Raw genomic sequence first — 19,944 nt, 5'->3', positions numbered from 1 at the left:
CAACTAACATAAAAGTAATATGAAAACTTACTCAGCGAAAGGGAGGGCACAAAGGAAGTGTAAATTAGTATATTGCAGCTCCACAGGAGATGATTTAATTATTTTATTCGTTTCTATCCTTTATATATATAATAAAGTTATACCATGGCACTTAAACGGCAAAAATGTTAACAAATTATGAAGGGCACTATAAACTTTTAAGCCACAATAATAATTCTTATTTTTAATAAAAAACTTATTGTCTTTAATAAAAATAGAAATCTATGCAGTTCCTCTAATAATAAGCTCTGTTTCAAAGTAAACTTGTTTTTCAAAAGGTAACTCACCATTTATTACACCTATTAAAATACTGCAGGCTTTTTTGCCCATTTTATATATAGGTTGTGCTATTGTTATAAGTTCTGGTTCTATAATTTCTGATATACGGATATTATCAAAGCCAACAACGGATATATCTCTTGGAATTTTATACCCATTTCGCAGTAAAATTTTCATCCCACCAAGGGCCATCATATCGTTACTATAAAAAATAGCATCCAAATTGGGGAAAGTACTTATTATTTTTTGCGTAGCTAGTACACCCCCTTCAACATTAAAGGCTCCTTCAAATATATACTTTTTATCATATATTCCACAATTCTTCATTCACTCAATATAGCCCTCTAATCTTTGTTTTGATACTTCTAAATTTTCCCTTCCCTTTACGAAAACTATTTTACGGTTTCTCTTTTCATATAAGTACTTAATACCATTTTTTACACCCTGCTTGTTTAAACAAAATACCCCATAATCATCTTTATATCCTTCAATATATCTATCCACCAATACAAAAGGTATGTTATTGCTTTTTAGTATGGTTATACTTTCATTACTTTTACCTCCAGACATAAAAATAATGCCATCTATAAGTTTACTTATAAGAAGTTCAATATATTTTTGCTCTTTATCAATATCATTATCAGTGTTACATATTATTAAATTATATTCTAATCCTTCTGCCTCATCCTCAATAGCTCTTGCCATTTCTGCGAAAAATGGATTTGTGATATCTGGCAGTATAATTCCTATAGTACCGGATTTCTTGGTGCTAAGGCTTCTAGCTATGGAGTTAGGAATATAACTCATTTTCTTAGCAATTTCTAATACCCTTTTTCTGGTTGCGTCGCTTATGCTAGAATCCTTTTTATTCATAACCATTGAAACTGTGGCCTTTGAAACACCAGCCATTTCCGCTATATCCTTCATTGTTACATTATTCATAATCATCCTCCGATTTGTAGTAAATAATGCTATTGATTAAATCATCTTCTTCGAAGCTGAAACATCGTTGATCATCTAGCATCTAATAGTAGTAACCTATTCACAAAGTATACTTTTAACAATTATAATCTCATAAAATTATAACCCTGAGGATAATCCCCTGGGTTATAATTTTTATATTCTATTATTATTAGGGGAAGACTTGTTGTAAAATGAAGTTAAACCAATAAAAAAATCGTTACTACTCAGCCATTGCAAATCAACAAAACCCTTATATTGAAAAAAAGGGTTTTGGTTATACAACGTCGACTATAAACATCAGATAAATTAAAAATATGATTTGACTGGTGGTGAATATTTTGGATGAGCTAAAAATTATTAATAGTTATAATGATGGAGTTTCTGAAATTATTTCCTTAATTAAGGAAACTAATAGAGAATTAACAAATCATATTAATACTCTAACTACCGAAATAAAAGCTCTCAGGGAAGAGAATGTCAGACTTCTTGCACGAAATATTGAGTTAGAAACCATGCATAATAAAAACCCTATGTGTTAAGATAGTTGTCGTAGAGATAAATATAGTATACTATACAGTATAGGCTTTACGAGAGGAGAAATATATCATGGTTAGTAAAATTGGGTACCCTGAAGAAATAAGAAAAGAAGTACTTGCAAGAGTAACAGGATCCGGAAAAGAAAGTATAACTAAAGTTTCACTAGATAAAAAGATAAATAAAGGTACAATTTATAAATGGATTAAAGATGCTGAAAAAAAAGAGGGAATAAAGATTTTAAGACAAAATGGTGATTGGACATCAGAGGAAAAATTTCATATGGTTCTTGAGGCAGCCACTTTAACTGAGCAAGAACTTGGTGAATATTGCAGAAGAAAAGGTACCTACAAAGATGATATAAAAGCCTGGAAATCACAATGTATTAATGCAAACAGTGGTAGCATAGAAGATCCTAAAAAATTAAAAACTGAACTAAAAGAAGAAAAAGATAAAGTCAGAAAAATTGAAAAAGAACTTAGATTCAAAGAAAAAGCTTTAGCCGAAACAGCGGCACTTTTAGTACTAAGAAAAAACGTCCATGCGATTTGGGGGGACCAAGAGGAAGACTAATCAGTGCCTCAGATCGCATTAAAGCTTTAAAACTGATTGATGAAGCGGTGCAGGCTGGTGCTCGGGTGAGCCCATGCTGCAACGAAGTTGGAATATCGACTAGGACCTATGATCGATGGTCGCTAACGCCAGAATCCACGGAAGATAAACGTCCCATAGTATATAGGAATCCTCCTAAAAACAAACTTAGTGATGAAGAAAGAGCTGAGATTCTACAAGTTATAAATAGCCATGAGTATGCTGATTTAGTACCTGCACAAATAGTCCCAAAGCTTGCTGATCAGGGAATTTACATTTCTTCAGAATCTACGATTCACAGAATACTTAGAGAAGAAAAACAAAACAGTCATAGATTTAAGACGAAGGCGCCTGTAAAAAGGTTTCCGCCTACCCACATAGCAACCGCACACAAAACCAAGTTTGGACGTGGGACATAACCTGGCTTGACGGCTCTGTGAAAGGTCTATACTTTAAGCTATACCTGATACTAGATATGTTCAGCCGTATGATTGCTGGTTATGAAGTTTGGGAAACAGAGAATGCAGAATATGCCCAAATCCTTGTTAAACGCGCCATTCTTTCTCAGAAAATATCAGGTAAGCCTCTTATACTTCACTCTGATAATGGAAGTCCTATGAAGGCTGCAACTTTCCTTGCTACATTAGAGAAGCTAGGGGTTCAAAGTTCATTCTCAAGGCCTAGAGTAAGCAACGACAACCCATATTCAGAATCATTATTTAAGACAATGAAATATGTTCCTTCATTCCCTAATGGTGGTTTTGCTAATATTTCAGACGCACGTGAATGGGTAACTAGGTTTGTTTACTGGTACAACCATGTTCATATGCATAGTGGCATCAAATATTTGACCCCATACCAGCGCCATTATAGCTTGGATAAAAACATCATAGAGAATAGAAAAAAAGTGTATAAAATGGCAAAAGAAAATCATCCTGAAAGGTGGCGTAGGGAAATAAGAAATTGGGATTTGCCAAAATATGTGGCATTAAATCCAATAAAGGAAGAAGAGCTTGGTTGTATAGAGACAGCGTCGTCATAAAAACATCAAAATTTAAAATTGCGACAACTATGTTGACAAACTCCGAAAATAGTAATAACAGTAGCAAGCCACCGTCAACAAATAATAATAAAAAGCCCTCAAATAGCCGAACAAAGACCGGTAGGTCCTCAGGAGGGCAAGCTGGTCATATTGGAAAAACTCTTTTAAAAATTGATAATCCAGATAATATTATAGATATAAGAAAAAAAACTTGTAATTGTGGCTGTGATTTATCTGGTCTTGAAGGTAAAATCCAAACTAGACAAGTAGTTGATTTACCTCAGATTGTTATGAATGTTACGGAGTATAGAACCCACGAAGTGGTATGTCCCGATTGCAAAGAAGTTCATAAAACTGATTTTCCAGTAACAGTAGCTCAGTCTGTACAGTATGGTGAAAACCTGCAGGCGTTAATGGTATACCTTTCAAACTATCAACTTGTACCTCTTGCTAGAACAACTGAAATTATTAAAAACCATACTGGTAAAAATATTAGCCAAGGAACTATTGTGAATGCAAATAAACGTCTTTATGATAGTCTTGAAATATTTGAAAATACTATTAAAGAACAACTTAAAAATGCCGAAGTACTTCATGTTGACGAATCAGGACTACGTTTAAAAGGTAAAATAAATTGGGTTCATGTTGCATCCACAAGTAGTATTACGCATTATGCCATACATAAAAAAAGAGGCTCAATTGCTACCAATGAGATAGGTATACTTCCAGATTTTGAAGGAACCATGGTTCATGATCATTGGAAACCATATTATACATTCACAAACTGTACTCATGCTGAGTGTAATGCTCCTAATATGAGAATTTTAAAAGGTATAAATGAAAACTTTGGTCATATATGGGCTACTGACATGGGAAGCCTTTTGATTGAGATAAAAAGAGAAGTTGATTCTCTTAAATCTAAAGGAGTAACTTCTATGGCTGAAAGTGATATCAAAGCTTATGATGAAAAGTACAAAACTATCATTGCTCAAGGCAAAATAGAGGATGCAGAAAAATGTTCTGTTATACTATCGAAGAAAACAGGGCAGCCTGTAAAAAACGATGCTTTGAGACTTCTACGAAAGTTAGAAGAATATGATGTTGAAACACTTTCGTTTATGTATGACTTCAACATTCCATTCGAAAATAATTTAGCCGAGCGAGATATCAGAATGGTAAAGCTCAGACAAAAGATATCTGGCTGCTTTAGAAGTGATGATGGTGGTAGCCTGTTCTGTAGAATAAGAAGCTATATTTCTACCTGCAATAAGAATGGGCAAGATATAATGGAATCACTGAAGAACGCAATAAAAGGTGAACCATTTATACCAGAAAAGATATAGCTATATTTAATTTTATATTAGGGGACGCCTTTGAACTGCCCCCTGTCAAGTAGACAGTGGAAATAATTAAAGATTTTATGTAAGGCGTCTATCATTTGGTAGGCGCTTTATTTATGCTGCATTACCTAATAGATATCGCTGATATTCCATTGGTGTCATGCACTTTAAACGTTTTTGATAACGTCTATTATTATAATATTCTATATAGTCTTCAATCGATTTCTTTAAGCTTTCATAGTCTTCAAATTTATGAAGATAATACATTTCTGTTTTTAAGATTCCCCAAAATCCTTCCATTGGACCATTATCAATACAATGCCCAACCCTCGACATGCTCTGTATCATTCCAGCTTTTTTTAGTTTTTCTTTAAATATTTTTGAAGTATACTGGAAACCTCGGTCACTATGAAATATTGGTTTAGCATCAGGGTATACTTTAACAGCAAGATTAAAGGTTTGATAAACCAATTGGTTATTATTAGAATGACCAATGACATATGAAACAATACTTCTATCACCTAAATCAAATATTGCACTTAGATAAGCCTTTTGTCCACTTCTCCCATATTTAAACTCGGTTACATCTGTAAGCCATTTTTTATTGACTTGTTCTGCTTTAAAATTTCTATCCAAAATATTTTCTGCAGTAACTTCAGGAGTTGACTTAATATAATTATATCTTTTTTTTCTGCATACGGATTTTAATCCTAATATCTGCATCAGACGATAAATTCGTTTATAATTAACTTTTTTATTATATTCTCTACGGATTTTAATCGTCATCTGGCGATAGCCTAAGATACCGTCTTTTTCCTCATATAACTCACAAATAAGCTTTAATAATTCTTCGTTTTTCAATACTCGGTTACTTTTTTCTCTGTGTAGCCATTTATAATATGCAGAATGGCTAACGCCGCCTATAATGCACAACTCAGTTATAGGAAATTTATCTTTGTTAGATAATTCTTGGATTGCAAGATAAGTATCTTCGTATCTAGCTTCGCTTAATATCGCCTTCTTTCTATCTCTTGGATTTTTTTTAGAAGAGCATTCTCCATCCGTAATCTTCTATTTTGTGCTTCTAAAAGCTTGTATTGAGCTTTTAGCTTTTCATCTTCTGTCATTAACTCTTCAGCCTTTGGCTTTCCACGTCGGTCCAAAAGCCCTTCAATACCAAACTGATTATACTTCTTCATCCAGGTATAAATCTGAGGATAAGATACCTTATATTTTTCAACAGTTTTATTATAACTGTTATTGTTTTCAATACAGTACTTTATGATTTCAATGCGTTCAATATAAGAAGTTTTGCGTCCTTTGGTCATGATTATTTTTCCTCCTGTTCCAGAAGATTTTATGTTTTCATGACCATTATACTTCTTTATCCAATTGCATAAAACTGTATTTGACGAAATATGATACTTAATGCATAAATCATTCAGTGAGCCATGCCCATCAAGATATTCTTTTACAATGTTAATCTTGATTTTGGCAGTATAAGAAGTATTTTTGCTAGAATGTTTTAACCCAGCTTCACCTTCTGATTTATATCGTATTACCCATTTTTGAAAAGAACTCTTATGTACTTGAAGTTTGTTGCATAAACTTAACATACTAGCTTTTCCATTTAAATATGATGTTACAGCCTTAATTTTTTGTTGGTCTGATATAGTTGATTTTCTTCCCATAAAAAAATAGCCCTCCTTATAGTAAACAGTTTTATTATTTTAACTGTCTACCATAAGGGGAGCATATCACTTTCGGCTCCCTTTAATTTAGTATGTTCTTTTTTAGAGATGAGGGTCTACGACCATATTTTTATATTACCACAGGCACTCCCTATTGGGAATGCCTGTGTAGTAACAAAAAATCCATAGTGGATTATTCTGTGTTATGATTTACTCGACTAAGAAAAAAACACACAGGAGGATAATCACTATGGAATACCCAAATAATAACACAGAATCACGTAAAAATAAACACTTAAATTTTGAAGAACGCATTATTATTTAAATTCGTCTTAAAGATGGCTTTTCGCCATATAAGATAGCTAAAGAACTTAAACGTCCAATAAACACTGTTCTTAATGAAATACGCCGTGGTACTACAACTCAGATTAAACAAAGTAAACAAATTGAAATGTATCTTGCAGATACAGGGGAAGCCATTTACAAAAAGCATCGTCTGAATTCTTGTCGTGCTTTTAAGCGTTTAGATTGTTGTGATTTTATAAACTATGTAGTGGATAAGATTAAAAATTCATCATGGTCACCTGATGCTTGTGTTGGTAATTCACTTGAAACTGGACTATTTAAACGTTCTGAAATAGTCTGTACTAAAACATTGTATAACTATATCGATCTTGCTTTACTTAGTGTTAAAAATATTGATTTACCAATAAAACTACGTAGAAATATTAAGCCATCAACAGCCAAGAAACATAAGAAAATTCTTGGTAAAAGTATTGAGGAGCGCCCAGATATTATAAATAATCGCGAGCAATTTGGTCACTGGGAGATTGATACCGTAATTGGAGAAAAAGCAGGTAATGACTGTGTACTTTTGACTATTGTTGAACGTAAAACTAGGAATGCTATTGTACGTTCAATTGCAGGTAAAACAGCTAGTGCAGTTATGAATGAGCTTGCAAATATCAGCAACTTAAATGGTGAGAAGTTTAGCCAAGTATTCAAGACAATAACTGGGGATAATGGTTCTGAATTTGCTGATTTATCCACACTTGAGATTGACAGTGATACAAAGGTATATTTCACTCATCCATATTCTTATTTTGAAAAAGGAACCAACGAACGTCACAATGGATTAATTCGCCGCTTCATTCCTAAATGGAAACGTATGTCAGATTATAGGGCTGCTGATATTTCATTCAGAGAGGAATGGATGAATACGCTTCCTAGGCGGATACTCCAGTACAAAACTCCTGAAGATCTATTTGAAGCACAATTAGATCTAATCTATGCAACCTAAGTAAATTCAACGATTTAAGTCATAAATAGAAATTAGTTCAATTTGTTATTGCAATTGGTCAAATCTTCTTTTTTTTCAATGTAGTATAATTTACAGTCTGATATATTTCTAAGTCTTGGAGCAAATCTGAAACCTAATAAATGAGTTAATCCAAATACTTGATCAGTATAACCTGCTGTATCAGTATAGTGTTCTTCAATCTCAAGTTCTGTTTTATGGTTGAGAAGTATATCAACTATATGAATTGCATCTCTTGAATTTGTATTTATAATACCTATTCCAAATCTTGAGTACTGATCACTTACAGCTGAGTACATTGTCACACCTTTTTCTAAGCCATAATGGTGGTTATAGCATGCATTTAAAGCTTCAACTGCCGATTTAACTCTTACTCCATCTGACGACGAAGTACTGCCATTTCCCCAATATTTAGCATAGGGCTGTTTATGTTGGCAGTTTATAATATCCGTCATAGCTTTTTCCATATTATCATCACTCATTCTCCAGTTAGCAGCATTACTTATTTGTTTGTAGGTTAATCCCTTTACAGCCTGTTCCATTTTCTTAAGTCCTATATTGGTCCCTAGATCCATAAGGGCAGCTGTCACACAGGCTCTTTCATTATCTTTAGGTTCTTTGCTAGTTGAGGCATGGGTTAGCTTTTTATCAAATGATGTATATTTACAAATATCTATAATTATATCTGACAAATTTACTCTAGGCATTAAGCTATAAAGCTTAGAAGATAATTTTTTTGCCTCATCAGGAACTGATTTTTCTAAGCTTGATAATACAAACTTATTGTTTTCTATAGATACCCCTTTCAGGGTTTTTATATTATCGGACACATATTTAAATTTACTATTTAGCAGCTCCAATCTAGATTTTAAATATTTTTCAACATCCAAGGACACTTTAAAATCAGTATTTTCAATAAGGGTGAAGAGCCATTATGGAGAGACATATTATATTCACTTGAATGTCCTAAAACATTTATTTTTGGAGAGAACTCGTTGCCCGATCCAGATATGCAGGTGCTCTCTGATCATGGTATTAAAATTGAGATTGTAGAGAAAGCTGGGCACTCTATGGCTTGGGAGAATCCAAAAGGGCTAGCTGAAGCAATTATAAAAGGCATATAAGTAAATTGAGAAAAATGAATTTGTTTTACATTCGAACTATTCTTATAGTGTGACTCAAATCCTACCGTTTTCATTTTTAAGAAATATGTTTAAAATATATTTTAGAGTAATTAAAACACGGATATAATCAAAGAATTTTTTGAATATATCCGCGTTTTGGTAATATATGTCTTAACGTATAAAATCCGCGTTTTGCGGTTACTACCCCACAATTAAATATTTTTTTTATAATTCTAATTATGAATAATAGCAATTGCAAACAATACCTATTAATAATTACTAGCTGATTGCGAAACTCTATAAAATTTTAGGGAAAAATTATATTATTCTTTTTGAATTTTATCGAACTTACTAAGCTGCAAATTAATTAGAACAAAATCTCCCTACGGTCGAGTTAGCAAATTCGCTTTTGTCTAACTATTAAATTGATGATAAGAATATATTGTTTTTATCGTTTGTAAAGTACTACAGAACTTTGAGCATCAACTACAACAGAATCACCTTTAAACTTCTTAATGGTTTTTATTCCTGCTTTTTTTCCATCAACAACAATATTCCACTTAGTATTTTCAGGTAACTTTATTGTGGTCTCAGTTTTATTTGAATTAAAAGCCACAACTATATTGTTCCATTTATCTTTGTTTGCATTATCTATAATTGAATAAGCTACAACATTAGCTGCAGTATTTATAAATTTTAGGTTATTCCTAATCATTTCAGCAGAATCCATTCTAAAGGCTGGATGAGTTTTCCTCAGTTGAATTAACCCTTTTACATAATTTACAGTATTAATATTATCCGACATTCTATTCCAATCAAGTAAATTTACACTGTCATCTGAATTATAGGAATTTGGATTTCCACCCTTGGTTCTTAAAAATTCTTGACCTGCCTGGAAGAAGGAAATTCCTTGTGAAGTAAAAATAATACTGTTTGCTAATCTATCCATTTTTAATCTCGTAGCATCGGTATCATTAGGATTAGTAAGAATAAGTTTATCCCACAATGTGTTGTTGTCATGAGCTTCTACATAAGCAACAGATTGCAATGGGTTAACCTTTCCCCAGGTTGTGATATCCTTTGAATAATCAATTGCACCTACGATACCTTTTTTGATATCTAGTTCTGCTCCAATTTTTCCATTAACAAAGCCTGTTCCTTTTGCATCAAATACACTACCTTTTATTCCGTCTCTAATAGTATCATTAAAAAAACTTATATTCGATAATTTATCTGCATTTTTCTGATCTGACTTATCTTCTGGTTTCAAGGTTGCACCCATATCCCAGCCTTCTCCAATAACTACTATACTTGGATCAATTTTATTTAAGGCTTTTCTTACCTCATTCATGGTTTGAGTATCAGTAAGACCCATAAGGTCAAATCTGAAACCATCTAAATTATATTCCTTAGCCCAATGAACTACAGAGTCCACAATAAATTTTCTTGCCATGGAATTTTCTGAAGCTATAGTATTTCCACATCCACTTTCATTAGCAAGAGTGCCATCAGTATTGTATCTAAAATAATAACCAGGTACTAGTTTATTAAAATTCGAGTTATCTGCACTAAACATATGGTTATAAACTACATCCATAGTTACTCTTAAATTGTTACCATGTAGGGATTGAACAGCTTCCTTTAATTCCTTAACTCTTATATTAGGATTATACGCATCTGTTGAGTAACTACCCTCTGGAGCATTGTAATTCTTAGGATCATAGCCCCAATTATACTGTGGTTTTGAAGAGGCTTCATCCACACTTGCATAATCAAATATAGGCATAAGCTGCACATGTGTTACACCTAGTTTCTTTATATAATCAATTCCAGTTTTTAATCCATTAGGTAATTTTGTACCTGTTTCAGTAAAAGCCAAAAATTTTCCCTTATTTTTCATTCCACTATTGGGATCAATAGAAAAATCTCTGACATGCGTTTCATATATTATTGCATTGTTTAACTTTCCGAATTTAGGTTTTTTGTTAGGTTCCCATTTATCAGGATTGGTATCCTTTAAATCTATTACAGCTCCTTTGTCTCCATTAGCAGAAACAGAACGAGCATAGGGATCCACAGCTTCATTCCATTTACCTTCAACATTAACCTTATATGTATAAAATATGTTCTTCCGGTCTCCTTTTAATTCTGCTACCCATGTTCCTTTTTCACTTTTATTCATATTGATAGCAGTACCAGTTTTGTCATCCCAATTTTTGTAGACTACCAGTTTAGCCTCAATAGCGGTAGGCGCCCATACTCTAAATCTTGTTTTATCCTTAGTATAAGTATTTCCTAGATCATTTCCAGCATAATAGAACTTTTTATCAAACTCATCACTTCCCATTGCATCTCCTGAAATTACATCATTAGAAATTACCTTTGTTTTACTTCGTGCAAACGTTTGCAAATTTGGCAATAAAAAAAATACATTTGTAAAAGCTAAAACTAATGTCAAAGACATTATCAGACCCTTATTAGTTTTTTTTATTCTTTTTAATTTCACAATTGCCCTCCTTAAAAATTTTTTTCTTTATTTTCTCTTTATACCATTCGACATTAATTCAATTTTTCCTTTATATATTTTTCTAATAGGGGTAGTAACCGCAAAACGCGGATTTTATACGTTAAGACATGTATTACCAAAATACCGATATATTCAAAGAATTCTTTGAATATATCGGTATTTTAATTACTCTAAAATATATTTTAAACATATTTCTTAAAAATGAAAAAGGTAGGATTTGAGTCACACTAAAAGAAATATACGACAGAACTGAATCTAAAATTATGTTACATCAACTCTACAACTTGAAATTTATTGCTTAGACATTATACCCCTTTGCAATAATTTTTTTTAAATCTTCTTTTAAATTATTGCTTTTATACTCTCCACCATGGAAACATATAATTTTTTCAATATCCAAATTGACAATTTTCTTTAGTGAATTTATTTCTGCCCCTTTATCTAACACAAATTGTTCATCCGCAATACCTAATATACCACCTTCTGAAATTAACATGTCTCCACTTATTAAGGTTTTCATTGATTCAATATAAATAGAAATATGTCCTGGCATATGCCCTGATGTTTCAATAACCTTTACTCCATTACATATAATTTCATTATCTGTAACTGCTAAAGCAGAATCCAAATACTCTACACTTTTTATCATTTGTATAAACCCAGCGTCTGCCTCCAATTTTTCTGCCTGTTCTAATCGAAGTGATTTCTTTTTTCCTAAAACATATGGGATTTGCTCTGCGTGTAGTGCGTCAAAATATAGCTTTATGGAACTGCATTCCTAAGTCAAATTATAACTATAACACTAATAATTATCTAGCGATTAATTGCTTTTTTAATAATCACATTATTTCTATGACAAAAGCTCCTAATGACTTGACATCATCAGGAGCTTAATTTATGCTTATTATTAAAACTAGAGAAAGGAAAAGGGAGAACCCCCGCCATCCAAAGCAACGTTCTCCCTTTAAAATAAGAGTTAAAAACTCTTATAAAACTATTATTATGATAAGACTATTTTCACAATTATACAAGTGTTTTAATCAAATTTCTTTTAAAAATGAGATAGCTGCCTTTGATAAATATGTAAGCACGGTCAATACAGCGACTTTAGTATGTCCATTTTGTGGCGCTAAACATGCATTATCCTCATTTGATTCTTACAAACGTCATCTTGTGACCTATGGGAATAATACTGCTCAAGATAATACGATCACCATTCTCAGATATATTTGTTCATCCTGTGGACATACCCATGCCCTCCTACCTTCGGTAATTGTGCCGTATATGTCATTTAGTTTTAAATTCACTGTATCCCTCATCCATGACTATCTTGTACATAAATATCGCTCCGTGGAAGGTATGTGTGAGCATTATGGAATTGCTATATCTACATTCTATCGAATTTTAAAGAAGTTTAAAGAACATAAACAGCTATGGCTTGGCCTTTTAGAGGAAAAGCTTATTTCAAATTTAAGTTTTATACAGCATATCATAAATAGCTCTTTTGATGAAATTGAGAACTTTATAATACAATTTTTCAAGCAAAATGGTTTATCGTTTTTTCAAGGAACGTCATAATTTAACTATAACCATATTTTCTTCATTTTAATTTATCCATACCACTTAATACGATAATGGTCATTGGAATGCCCATGTGATACCATTTTTCTAGAGGTGATGATAAATGAATAACAAAGAAATAATCGAAATAGCATCTATTAGATTAGCACTAATAGATGCTATAAATAATACTTTTACTGAGCAATCTAAAATTGCTTATTATAGACGTGTTTCTATTAACCCTGTAAAATTACCTAACGGTAATTCAGTTTTGTATAGCCCGGGGACGCTTTCTAATTGGGAATCAGAGTATAATAGATTTGGTTTTGATGCCCTTCTTCCGAAGACGCGTAGCGATATAGGTCAAACCAGAAAGCTAAGTGATGTAGCCATAGAGCAGATATACACTTTAAAAAACAACTTCCCTAGAATTAATGCTACGCTTATATATTATAAACTCATCGAAGATGGCTTTATTAAAGAAAATGATGTATCAATTTCGACAGTTCAGCGGTTTATAAAAAACAAGGACCTTAAATCTGCTAGATGTATCAACATGAAAGATAGAAAAGCTTTTGAAGAAGAGTTTGCAACTGGTATGTATCAAGGAGACACGTGTTACGGTCCATTTATAACTGAAAATGGTGAGCGTAAGCGGACGTACGTAATTATGCTAATAGATGATAAGTCTAGGCTAATAGTAGGCGGTAGATTCTTTTACAATGATAATTCTTATAACTTTCAGAAAGTACTTAAAGAGGCTGTAGCTAGGTATGGAATTCCCAATAAGATCTACTTGGATAATGGTTCTCCGTACAGAAATGAACAATTAAGCCTTATATGCGGCTCTCTTGGAATAGTAGAGCTCCACACAATGGTAAGAGATGGAGCATCAAAAGGAAAGGTAGAAAGAAATTTCAGGACATTAAAAAGTAGATGGCTAAATGCTTTAGATGTAGAATCCATTTCCTCCTTAGCGGAGCTAAATGATGAATTATTCACCTATATTAATAAGCATAACATAACTATTCATTCTTCTACAAATCAGCGCCCTATTGATAGATATAAGAGCGATTTAGCTCATGTGAAAGTAGCATCTAACAGTGAATGGCTAGATAATTGTTTTATGAATCGCGTACAACGCAGAGTAAATAATGATGCAACTATAAGCATTGATAAAACCTCTTATGATGTACCTATGCAATTTATAAAACAGAAGGTTGAAGTGCGGTATCTACCTGATGACCTGGACAGTGGTTATATCTATTATGAGAAGATTAAATATAGCATTAGAAAAACAAACAAGGTTGAAAATGGTAAAACTAAACGTAAAAACCCACTTAATATAGACTATTCAAAGGATGGTGTTAAATATGTTTAAGCAGTTTTATGGTATGAGCTTAAACCCTTTTGAAAAAGGCATTAAAGAAAAAGATGCATATATATCAAGGGATTTAAAAGAAATGATATCAAGACTTGATTATATTAATGAAACTAGAGGCATTGGATTATTTACGGCTTCGGCTGGGTCTGGAAAAACTTTTGCTCTTAGATGTTTCGCGAAGAAAGTCAATCCGAACTTAGCAAAGGTTATTTATCTTTGCCTTACTACCGTAACTACTACTGAGTTTTATCGTCAGTTTTGTATCTCCTTAGGACTTGAACCTTCCTCTCGTAAATCAGATATGTTTAAAAGTATAAAAGATTATATGGAAAGCATGAGCAGTGACAAACGTCTTCATTACATACTTGTATGGGATGAAGCACAGTATTTGAGTAACGACATATTAAAGGAATTAAAACTACTCATGAATTTTTCTATGGACTCAAAGGATTGTTTTTCACTGGTTTTAATAGGCCACCCTATACTTAATAACATCTTAGAAAAACAGATACATGAAGCATTAAAGCAAAGGATCATAATAAATTATGATTTTGAAGGACTTTCAGAGACTGAGGCTATAGAATACATTCATTCTAGACTCTCATTGGCAGGTGCTTCTTCTGAAATAATTGATGATAATGCCATTTTAGCTGCATATAGCAGCTGCGCTGGTTCTATAAGACGTCTAAATATGATATTAACAAAGTCTTTAATAATAGGTGCGCAGCACGAAAAAACAATAATTGACACGGACACAATAATGGCTGCAGCCAATGAAATATCGCTTCGTTAACCGTAAATTATTTTTTAGGAGGATTGTCTATGCCAATTAAATTTAAGTGTACAATGAAAACGGGCAAAAAAACAGAAAACTGGTCTGGGATGATAACTAAATTAACTAAATTTGGCAGTCATTACGAGCTTAAGATTGAAAGTAGAAGTAGATTTATTGTAGTTATAGGCAAAACAAGTTATGGTAATTTTGCTTGTATTCCTGATTATGATGTAGGCTGTCATCTTTCTACCTTAAATGATTTATTTTGGAACTCTGAACGCTTACGTGAGATTATGAATAAAGTAGATGCCATAACTGTGGCTCACGCATTACAAGCTGTCGCTGAATATATTGATTTAACCTAACATGTTTGGGTAGCTATTATTGCTACTCATTTTTTATATAAAAGTGGCCTGCCGGCTAAGAGAAATTATATTAATAAAGTGATTTTTTCTTATTGATAAAGTGATTTTATAGGTATAATCTGACGTAAATCACATATTAATAATAGAAATAAAATGACGTTTCAATTAGTTATAATTTGCCGTTTAACACTCTGCGGAACACTTCACCTTTACAGAAGGATATTTTTTTACAAGTTCCTTTACTGCTCCCATATGGTCATGGTCGTGGTGAGTTAAAATAACTTGTTAAAGATTTCTGATATCCAACCTATTTTGCTCAAAAGCTTTTTCTATTACTGACAAAAACATAGGATAACCTGTGTCAATTAAAATTAAATCATCATTGTTTTTAATTACAACTGATTAAATATAAAATTTCATTTCACCCATTTCAAACAATAATGGTAACGTTATTAGTTCAGCCATTTCATTTCCTCCTTTTTTTAAATATTTTACATATACGACCTATTTGTTAGTATATCATTACGGTAAATATAATTCTAATTTTTATAAATTATTGTAATATATCCCTCAAAGGTCTCATATTATCTATTAAATTGTAATCAGAATTATTGTCAAAGTTATACTGACCAATAAAATTAATATGTTCCCATCCAAGTGGAGAAACGTGTCTTAGAAGAGATTTGTCAACTCCTTCTTTTTCCTTAAGTTTCTCAACTGCTTTAGGTAAGTACATGGTATTCTAAAGAGTTATGGAGTTTATAATTATACTTAAAGCAGTAGCTCTCTGTAACTGTCCTTGAATATCTTTTTCATGAAGCATTCCATATTTACCAAAAAATATGGCTCTAGCCAGTGCATTCATTGCTTCACCTTTATTCAATCCTATCTGGATTTTTCTTCTGAAATCTTCGTCTGATTAATAATCAAGGATAAAAATAGTTACTCTGTCTTTAGTTTTAAATCTCTTATATCCATATAGTTTTAATATTTCTTCTAAATGTTCATATCTTGTGGGCTGTCGCTTTTATGATTGAAATTCAAAAGTACTGATTTTTAATTGTTCTGCAATATACAATATTATTTCATAAGGTATATTTTCAAAATCCATCAAGGTCCACCCTGCAAATCTAATTATACAGAGCTGAACTGCGAATCCTAGTTTACTACTAGATTAGTAAATCTTTTGCCTTCCTTAGAGTCTTTATACAGATTGTCAAATACGTCTTGCATATTATAATATTCATTATTTCTTAGTTTCTGTCTTTTCTCTAATTTAAAGTTTTCCTTCAAGTCAATTACTACCCCTTACGGTATTTCATTTCTCTTAGTCTCACCAGAACCTTGAATTATTCAGTATTTAATTTTCAAATAACAATTTGTCTAGTGGCTATTGCTAGGAGACCGTTACAGAATCCATTGTAGCTTTATGCCACCACTTTCACTTGGATTAAGATAAGTTATACGTGCGTTTTCCTTATCACTACTTCATGGGGAATAAACCCTCCGTATTCCAAGCTTCCCTTGTTCCGTTATTACTATCTTTACATATATCCTTAGGTCATTGGTATAAGTCTTGTAAGCTTGATAATGCCTGTAACATTATATGGATTTTCATATAAGAAAATCTTACTTGTCCACACTCACAAACACATATGTGTTATACTCATTTTTAAGTATTCAGCATAAAGACCCGTACATTCCCAATTTCGTCAGTTCTTATGAACATCCTAACCATAAATATTTTATAGACTCCCGGCCTATCATACACTCGACCACCTCTGGTTCGCTATTCGTGTAGGCATGGTATTTCTTCTACTTACGGTGTACTCTCAGCCAACTTCACCGAGCTTCTAACATTTAGGTGTTTACTCACCACCACGCTAGTCGGAGACTTAGAGAAAGCATTTCAAGGCGTTACCCTTTCATTCTACTTTTTGTTATAACAGTTCTAATTTTTGAATTCAATCAACTAATTAGTCTAAGCTTTTCACTTAGAAACAAGTCGCACTTCTCATACTATGGGTCCCTATATGAGTACTTAGCTTTACATTATCCTGTATGTCATTGAATATCCTCCAGGCCATTTTTACACTTAAAGGGCTATTGCCTCCTTGTCTTGATTTAAAAATATACTCATCATCAGATGGCTTATCTATATGCTCAAAATACCCCAAAAGAGCTTTTTTCATAGATTCATTTATAGGAAAAACTTTTTGTTTGCTTGTCTTTTTTTCAATTGGCCTAATTTCTTTTTTTAGTTCTCCAATTTCATAAAAAACATCCTCCCATTTTAATTTTACAATATCACTTACCCTTAGAGCTGAATTTATACCTACAACAAATATAGTATAATCTTTAAATTTTTCCCAAACAGATAATTTTTTACTGCCTGAATTTCTCTTTTACTTTTTATTGGATCTACTGTTTTGCTTCCTTTTTTCATTTTATCATTTGCCATTTTTATCCCTCGCTTAGTTAGTGTTATCAATACTATAATTATACTTTAACTAACTGGTTTTGAGCAAAAAAATAAGAGCTTTATCATTTAGCGATCAAACCCTAGCTATATCAATGCTTTATATTGATATTATATATTTTTTTGAGTTAGAACTATTACATATTAATTCTAAGTCAGAACATTAAAATAATAGTATCAAATTGTAAATAACTGGCTTAACGTTGTAAATTTACGCTTTGCGAGCACTACCCCTTTAGGGTAGTGGATGTAAGCCCTCACTATCCTTGACTTTGAATATATTTTTCAATAATTTCCTTGTTTACATTTCCGATACTACAAGCAAAATAACCATCTCCCCAAAGTATACGCTCATTCCAAAAATGTTTTTCTTCGGCAATATCATTCAATATTTGCTTGATTTGATTGCCATATTTAATTAACAATTGCATGCGATACTTACAAACAAATATTAAATGCACCATTATCAAGTATTTGCTGTGATTCCTTGATGTATAATCCATACACAAATCCTTTCATAAACTTATAAGGCGTTAATAAATCAACTCTAGGAACTTTCTTAATTTCGTTTAATCTTATATATGCTCCACCATTTTGAGTCCCTTTAACACTATAAATTTTTCCTTCATAATTAACTAAATCATTAGGTTGATAGAAATATTTAACCTTTCTTATTCTTCTCTGTCCTTTTGATAGCTTCTTACCCCTATATTGATGTAAATTTTCAGAATTTAAATTTTTATTTCTAGTTCTTCTGCCGTTGTTTAAATCTCCACCACTTACTTTTTCTCCAGTTCGTATATCAATATATTTAGAATCATAAAATTTTTCTAAACTTCTATTATTTCTTCTTACTTGTTTAACCTCAAATATCTTTGAATTTCTAACTTGGTTAATACCTTTAACTATAGCAAAAGCATCATTATAATGAGTTTTTTCTATTTTGTTTTCAATCCTATGATTTTTTGTTATATAGCCATAAGTTGTCTCAATATTACTATGGTTTTCTTTTAACTTATTGACTAAATACCATCTAATCATACTCATAAAGGTAGCATCTTTAAATCCTCTAACTTTCTTACCTTCCATACACCAATCGTATAAGAATTTTCCTTTTTTATGGTTAGGAGAAGTGTGGCACTTGTTACATAAAGTTATTAAATTACTAGGAGAATCTGTTCCACCATGACTTTTAAATTTAATATGATGTACTTCTAATATTTGTTCTTTGCCTTTGTTCTTACAGTTAGGATTTTGACATTTGTGATTATCTCTATGAAGTACATATTCTCTAGTATTCCAAAATGCCATCATATCTCCCTGTTGGTATTCTACTCCACTAATATTGTCATTCTTCATTTTTTGAATGTCAAAGCTCGCAACTTCTATAATACATTTAGTTATTGGCAATATCTTATATAAACTATCAATAAACTTAATATGAGAATCTAATTTGTGTTGTAAACTAGGTGCTAACCACCCTTTTGGTTTTGATTTTGTCCTATTGCTCCATCTAGTTTTTCTATGCCTTAATCTTGAACGTCTTATTTTTCTATATCTTGACTTTTCTAATAATCTTTCTTTCATACCTTGTAGTAATGTTAATTCACCTACAATTAATTCTTTCTTTTCAGTTACAGCAGAAAATCCAACATTGTTATATCCACTATCAATTCCTAATGTAATATCCTGCTTGTATCCACTACTACCAAAAATTAATTGAATTGTGAATGGCTTAATTGTTACAACTTTTGCTTTCTTTTGTTTTAGCAATAACCTAGATTTTCTAGGTGTAGTAGGCATTAATGCTTTTCCTATTTTGTTTAATACGTAGACTATCATAAAGTCTACCTCCTTTCAGAGTTGGTTCTCTTCGCCAATGTTATGCAAGGTTTTGAATATCTAACTCACTTCTCCTACCATCAGAGATGTT

At 32.0% G+C, this 19,944-nt stretch carries 22 protein-coding genes and 3 pseudogenes; 11 read left to right on the top strand and 14 right to left on the bottom strand.

Features of this window, described 5'->3' with window-relative positions; all coding sequences use genetic code 11:
- Positions 1 to 261: 261 nt before the first annotated feature.
- Positions 262 to 1,260, bottom strand: a pseudogene (locus ACWJKE_RS03680) (LacI family DNA-binding transcriptional regulator).
- A gap of 359 nt (positions 1,261 to 1,619) precedes the next feature.
- On the opposite strand from ACWJKE_RS03680, the gene ACWJKE_RS03675 reads away from it, so the two are divergent.
- From ACWJKE_RS03675 to tnpC, 5 genes are all read left to right on the top strand, one after another.
- Positions 1,620 to 1,820, top strand: coding sequence for a hypothetical protein (locus tag ACWJKE_RS03675; RefSeq protein WP_220287232.1), 201 nt, complete (start codon positions 1,620 to 1,622; stop codon positions 1,818 to 1,820).
- Between the two features lie 67 nt (positions 1,821 to 1,887).
- On the top strand, positions 1,888 to 2,388 hold the full coding sequence (locus tag ACWJKE_RS03670; RefSeq protein WP_220287247.1) for a hypothetical protein: 501 nt from the start codon (positions 1,888 to 1,890) through the stop codon (positions 2,386 to 2,388).
- Positions 2,364 to 2,825: a helix-turn-helix domain-containing protein gene (locus tag ACWJKE_RS03665; protein ID WP_220287235.1), complete on the top strand. Its 462-nt coding sequence runs from the start codon at positions 2,364 to 2,366 to the stop codon at positions 2,823 to 2,825. Before ACWJKE_RS03670 ends, ACWJKE_RS03665 begins: the two co-directional genes overlap by 25 nt.
- A gap of 17 nt (positions 2,826 to 2,842) precedes the next feature.
- Positions 2,843 to 3,448 (top strand): integrase core domain-containing protein, encoded by a 606-nt coding sequence (locus ACWJKE_RS03660; protein WP_258280677.1) that lies wholly within the window; start codon positions 2,843 to 2,845, stop codon positions 3,446 to 3,448.
- Positions 3,370 to 4,791, top strand: a complete 1,422-nt coding sequence (gene tnpC, locus ACWJKE_RS03655) for an IS66 family transposase (protein WP_220287237.1) — start codon at positions 3,370 to 3,372, stop codon at positions 4,789 to 4,791. The genes ACWJKE_RS03660 and tnpC overlap by 79 nt, the downstream gene beginning before the upstream one ends.
- Before the next feature lie 111 nt (positions 4,792 to 4,902).
- Here the strand turns inward: tnpC and ACWJKE_RS03650 are convergent, their stop codons facing one another.
- Together ACWJKE_RS03650 and ACWJKE_RS03645 are read right to left on the bottom strand one after the other, a co-directional pair.
- Entirely contained in the window at positions 4,903 to 5,721 is an 819-nt protein-coding gene (locus ACWJKE_RS03650; RefSeq protein WP_253198320.1) for an IS3 family transposase, read from the bottom strand.
- A gap of 74 nt (positions 5,722 to 5,795) precedes the next feature.
- The gene (locus ACWJKE_RS03645) at positions 5,796 to 6,479 is read right to left on the bottom strand and encodes a helix-turn-helix domain-containing protein (RefSeq protein ID WP_258280590.1); all 684 of its coding nucleotides are present in this window, start codon (positions 6,477 to 6,479) and stop codon (positions 5,796 to 5,798) included.
- 250 nt (positions 6,480 to 6,729) lie between these two features.
- Between ACWJKE_RS03645 and ACWJKE_RS03640 the strand changes: the two are divergent.
- Positions 6,730 to 7,779 (top strand): annotated as a pseudogene (locus ACWJKE_RS03640) (IS30 family transposase).
- Between the two features lie 32 nt (positions 7,780 to 7,811).
- Here ACWJKE_RS03640 and ACWJKE_RS03635 read toward each other — a convergent pair.
- Positions 7,812 to 8,627: a Tn3 family transposase gene (locus tag ACWJKE_RS03635; RefSeq protein ID WP_220286543.1), complete on the bottom strand. Its 816-nt coding sequence runs from the start codon at positions 8,625 to 8,627 to the stop codon at positions 7,812 to 7,814.
- Positions 8,628 to 8,792: 165 nt separating this feature from the next.
- Here ACWJKE_RS03635 and ACWJKE_RS03630 point away from each other — a divergent pair, with 165 nt between their 5' ends.
- On the top strand, positions 8,793 to 8,921 hold the full coding sequence (locus ACWJKE_RS03630; protein ID WP_258280675.1) for a hypothetical protein: 129 nt from the start codon (positions 8,793 to 8,795) through the stop codon (positions 8,919 to 8,921).
- A 448-nt stretch (positions 8,922 to 9,369) separates the two neighbouring features.
- Here ACWJKE_RS03630 and pulA read toward each other — a convergent pair whose 3' ends face one another.
- Both pulA and ACWJKE_RS03620 read right to left on the bottom strand, forming a co-directional pair.
- Positions 9,370 to 11,427, bottom strand: coding sequence for a type I pullulanase (gene pulA / locus ACWJKE_RS03625; RefSeq protein WP_258280674.1), 2,058 nt, complete (start codon positions 11,425 to 11,427; stop codon positions 9,370 to 9,372).
- 319 nt (positions 11,428 to 11,746) lie between these two features.
- On the bottom strand, positions 11,747 to 12,097 hold the full coding sequence (locus ACWJKE_RS03620; RefSeq protein WP_258280673.1) for an MBL fold metallo-hydrolase: 351 nt from the start codon (positions 12,095 to 12,097) through the stop codon (positions 11,747 to 11,749).
- Between the two features lie 248 nt (positions 12,098 to 12,345).
- On the opposite strand from ACWJKE_RS03620, the gene ACWJKE_RS03615 reads away from it, so the two are divergent.
- The 4 genes from ACWJKE_RS03615 to ACWJKE_RS03600 all read left to right on the top strand — a co-directional run bounded on the left by ACWJKE_RS03615 (position 12,346) and on the right by ACWJKE_RS03600 (position 15,532).
- Positions 12,346 to 13,026: a DUF6431 domain-containing protein gene (locus ACWJKE_RS03615; RefSeq protein ID WP_220286544.1), complete on the top strand. Its 681-nt coding sequence runs from the start codon at positions 12,346 to 12,348 to the stop codon at positions 13,024 to 13,026.
- A 106-nt stretch (positions 13,027 to 13,132) separates the two neighbouring features.
- On the top strand, positions 13,133 to 14,389 hold the full coding sequence (locus ACWJKE_RS03610; protein WP_220286545.1) for a DDE-type integrase/transposase/recombinase: 1,257 nt from the start codon (positions 13,133 to 13,135) through the stop codon (positions 14,387 to 14,389).
- Positions 14,382 to 15,185 (top strand): ExeA family protein, encoded by an 804-nt coding sequence (locus ACWJKE_RS03605; RefSeq protein WP_220286546.1) that lies wholly within the window; start codon positions 14,382 to 14,384, stop codon positions 15,183 to 15,185. The genes ACWJKE_RS03610 and ACWJKE_RS03605 overlap by 8 nt, the downstream gene beginning before the upstream one ends.
- A gap of 29 nt (positions 15,186 to 15,214) precedes the next feature.
- Positions 15,215 to 15,532 carry a DUF6618 family protein gene (locus ACWJKE_RS03600; protein ID WP_220286547.1) on the top strand — a complete coding sequence of 106 codons (318 nt, stop codon included), beginning with the start codon at positions 15,215 to 15,217 and terminating at the stop codon, positions 15,530 to 15,532.
- A 183-nt stretch (positions 15,533 to 15,715) separates the two neighbouring features.
- Here the strand turns inward: ACWJKE_RS03600 and ACWJKE_RS03595 are convergent, their stop codons facing one another.
- The 8 genes and pseudogenes from ACWJKE_RS03595 to iscB form a co-directional block, all read right to left on the bottom strand.
- The gene (locus tag ACWJKE_RS03595) at positions 15,716 to 15,784 is read right to left on the bottom strand and encodes a hypothetical protein (protein WP_462959351.1); all 69 of its coding nucleotides are present in this window, start codon (positions 15,782 to 15,784) and stop codon (positions 15,716 to 15,718) included.
- A 301-nt stretch (positions 15,785 to 16,085) separates the two neighbouring features.
- Positions 16,086 to 16,397, bottom strand: a pseudogene (locus ACWJKE_RS03590) (Tn3 family transposase).
- A 162-nt stretch (positions 16,398 to 16,559) separates the two neighbouring features.
- Positions 16,560 to 16,643, bottom strand: coding sequence for a hypothetical protein (locus tag ACWJKE_RS03585; protein ID WP_369811893.1), 84 nt, complete (start codon positions 16,641 to 16,643; stop codon positions 16,560 to 16,562).
- Positions 16,644 to 16,690: 47 nt separating this feature from the next.
- A complete protein-coding gene (locus tag ACWJKE_RS03580; RefSeq protein WP_258280672.1) occupies positions 16,691 to 16,825 on the bottom strand; it encodes a hypothetical protein in 135 nt (44 codons plus the stop codon).
- A 701-nt stretch (positions 16,826 to 17,526) separates the two neighbouring features.
- Positions 17,527 to 17,838, bottom strand: a complete 312-nt coding sequence (locus ACWJKE_RS03575) for a tyrosine-type recombinase/integrase (protein ID WP_258280756.1) — start codon at positions 17,836 to 17,838, stop codon at positions 17,527 to 17,529.
- A gap of 29 nt (positions 17,839 to 17,867) precedes the next feature.
- Complete coding sequence (locus ACWJKE_RS03570) at positions 17,868 to 17,993, bottom strand: hypothetical protein (protein WP_258280671.1); 126 nt, start codon at positions 17,991 to 17,993, stop codon at positions 17,868 to 17,870.
- A gap of 278 nt (positions 17,994 to 18,271) precedes the next feature.
- Positions 18,272 to 18,400 carry a transposase gene (locus ACWJKE_RS03565; protein ID WP_375294753.1) on the bottom strand — a complete coding sequence of 43 codons (129 nt, stop codon included), beginning with the start codon at positions 18,398 to 18,400 and terminating at the stop codon, positions 18,272 to 18,274.
- Positions 18,401 to 18,449: 49 nt separating this feature from the next.
- Complete coding sequence (iscB, locus tag ACWJKE_RS03560; RefSeq protein WP_258280670.1) at positions 18,450 to 19,853, bottom strand: RNA-guided endonuclease IscB; 1,404 nt, start codon at positions 19,851 to 19,853, stop codon at positions 18,450 to 18,452.
- Between the last annotated feature and the right edge of the window lie 91 nt (positions 19,854 to 19,944).

The sequence above is a fragment of the Clostridium sp. CM036 genome (assembly GCF_055081135.1).
The sequence above is the reverse complement of the archived record's forward strand: the minus strand, read 5'-3'. Positions and strand labels throughout refer to the sequence as shown.

Bases quoted from the DNA above. Each gene is read 5' to 3' on its own strand.
- iscB (WP_258280670.1), bottom strand. From the start codon at position 19,853: ATGATAGTCTACGTATTAAACAAAATAGGAAAAGCATTAATGCCTACT.
- ACWJKE_RS03600 (WP_220286547.1), top strand. From the start codon at position 15,215: ATGCCAATTAAATTTAAGTGTACAATGAAAACGGGCAAAAAAACAGAA.
- ACWJKE_RS03610 (WP_220286545.1), top strand. From the start codon at position 13,133: ATGAATAACAAAGAAATAATCGAAATAGCATCTATTAGATTAGCACTA.
- ACWJKE_RS03605 (WP_220286546.1), top strand. From the start codon at position 14,382: ATGTTTAAGCAGTTTTATGGTATGAGCTTAAACCCTTTTGAAAAAGGC.
- ACWJKE_RS03615 (WP_220286544.1), top strand. From the start codon at position 12,346: ATGCTTATTATTAAAACTAGAGAAAGGAAAAGGGAGAACCCCCGCCAT.
- ACWJKE_RS03570 (WP_258280671.1), bottom strand. From the start codon at position 17,993: ATGGCAAATGATAAAATGAAAAAAGGAAGCAAAACAGTAGATCCAATA.
- ACWJKE_RS03620 (WP_258280673.1), bottom strand. From the start codon at position 12,097: ATGATAAAAAGTGTAGAGTATTTGGATTCTGCTTTAGCAGTTACAGAT.
- ACWJKE_RS03585 (WP_369811893.1), bottom strand. From the start codon at position 16,643: ATGGATTTTGAAAATATACCTTATGAAATAATATTGTATATTGCAGAA.
- ACWJKE_RS03645 (WP_258280590.1), bottom strand. From the start codon at position 6,479: ATGGGAAGAAAATCAACTATATCAGACCAACAAAAAATTAAGGCTGTA.
- ACWJKE_RS03670 (WP_220287247.1), top strand. From the start codon at position 1,888: ATGGTTAGTAAAATTGGGTACCCTGAAGAAATAAGAAAAGAAGTACTT.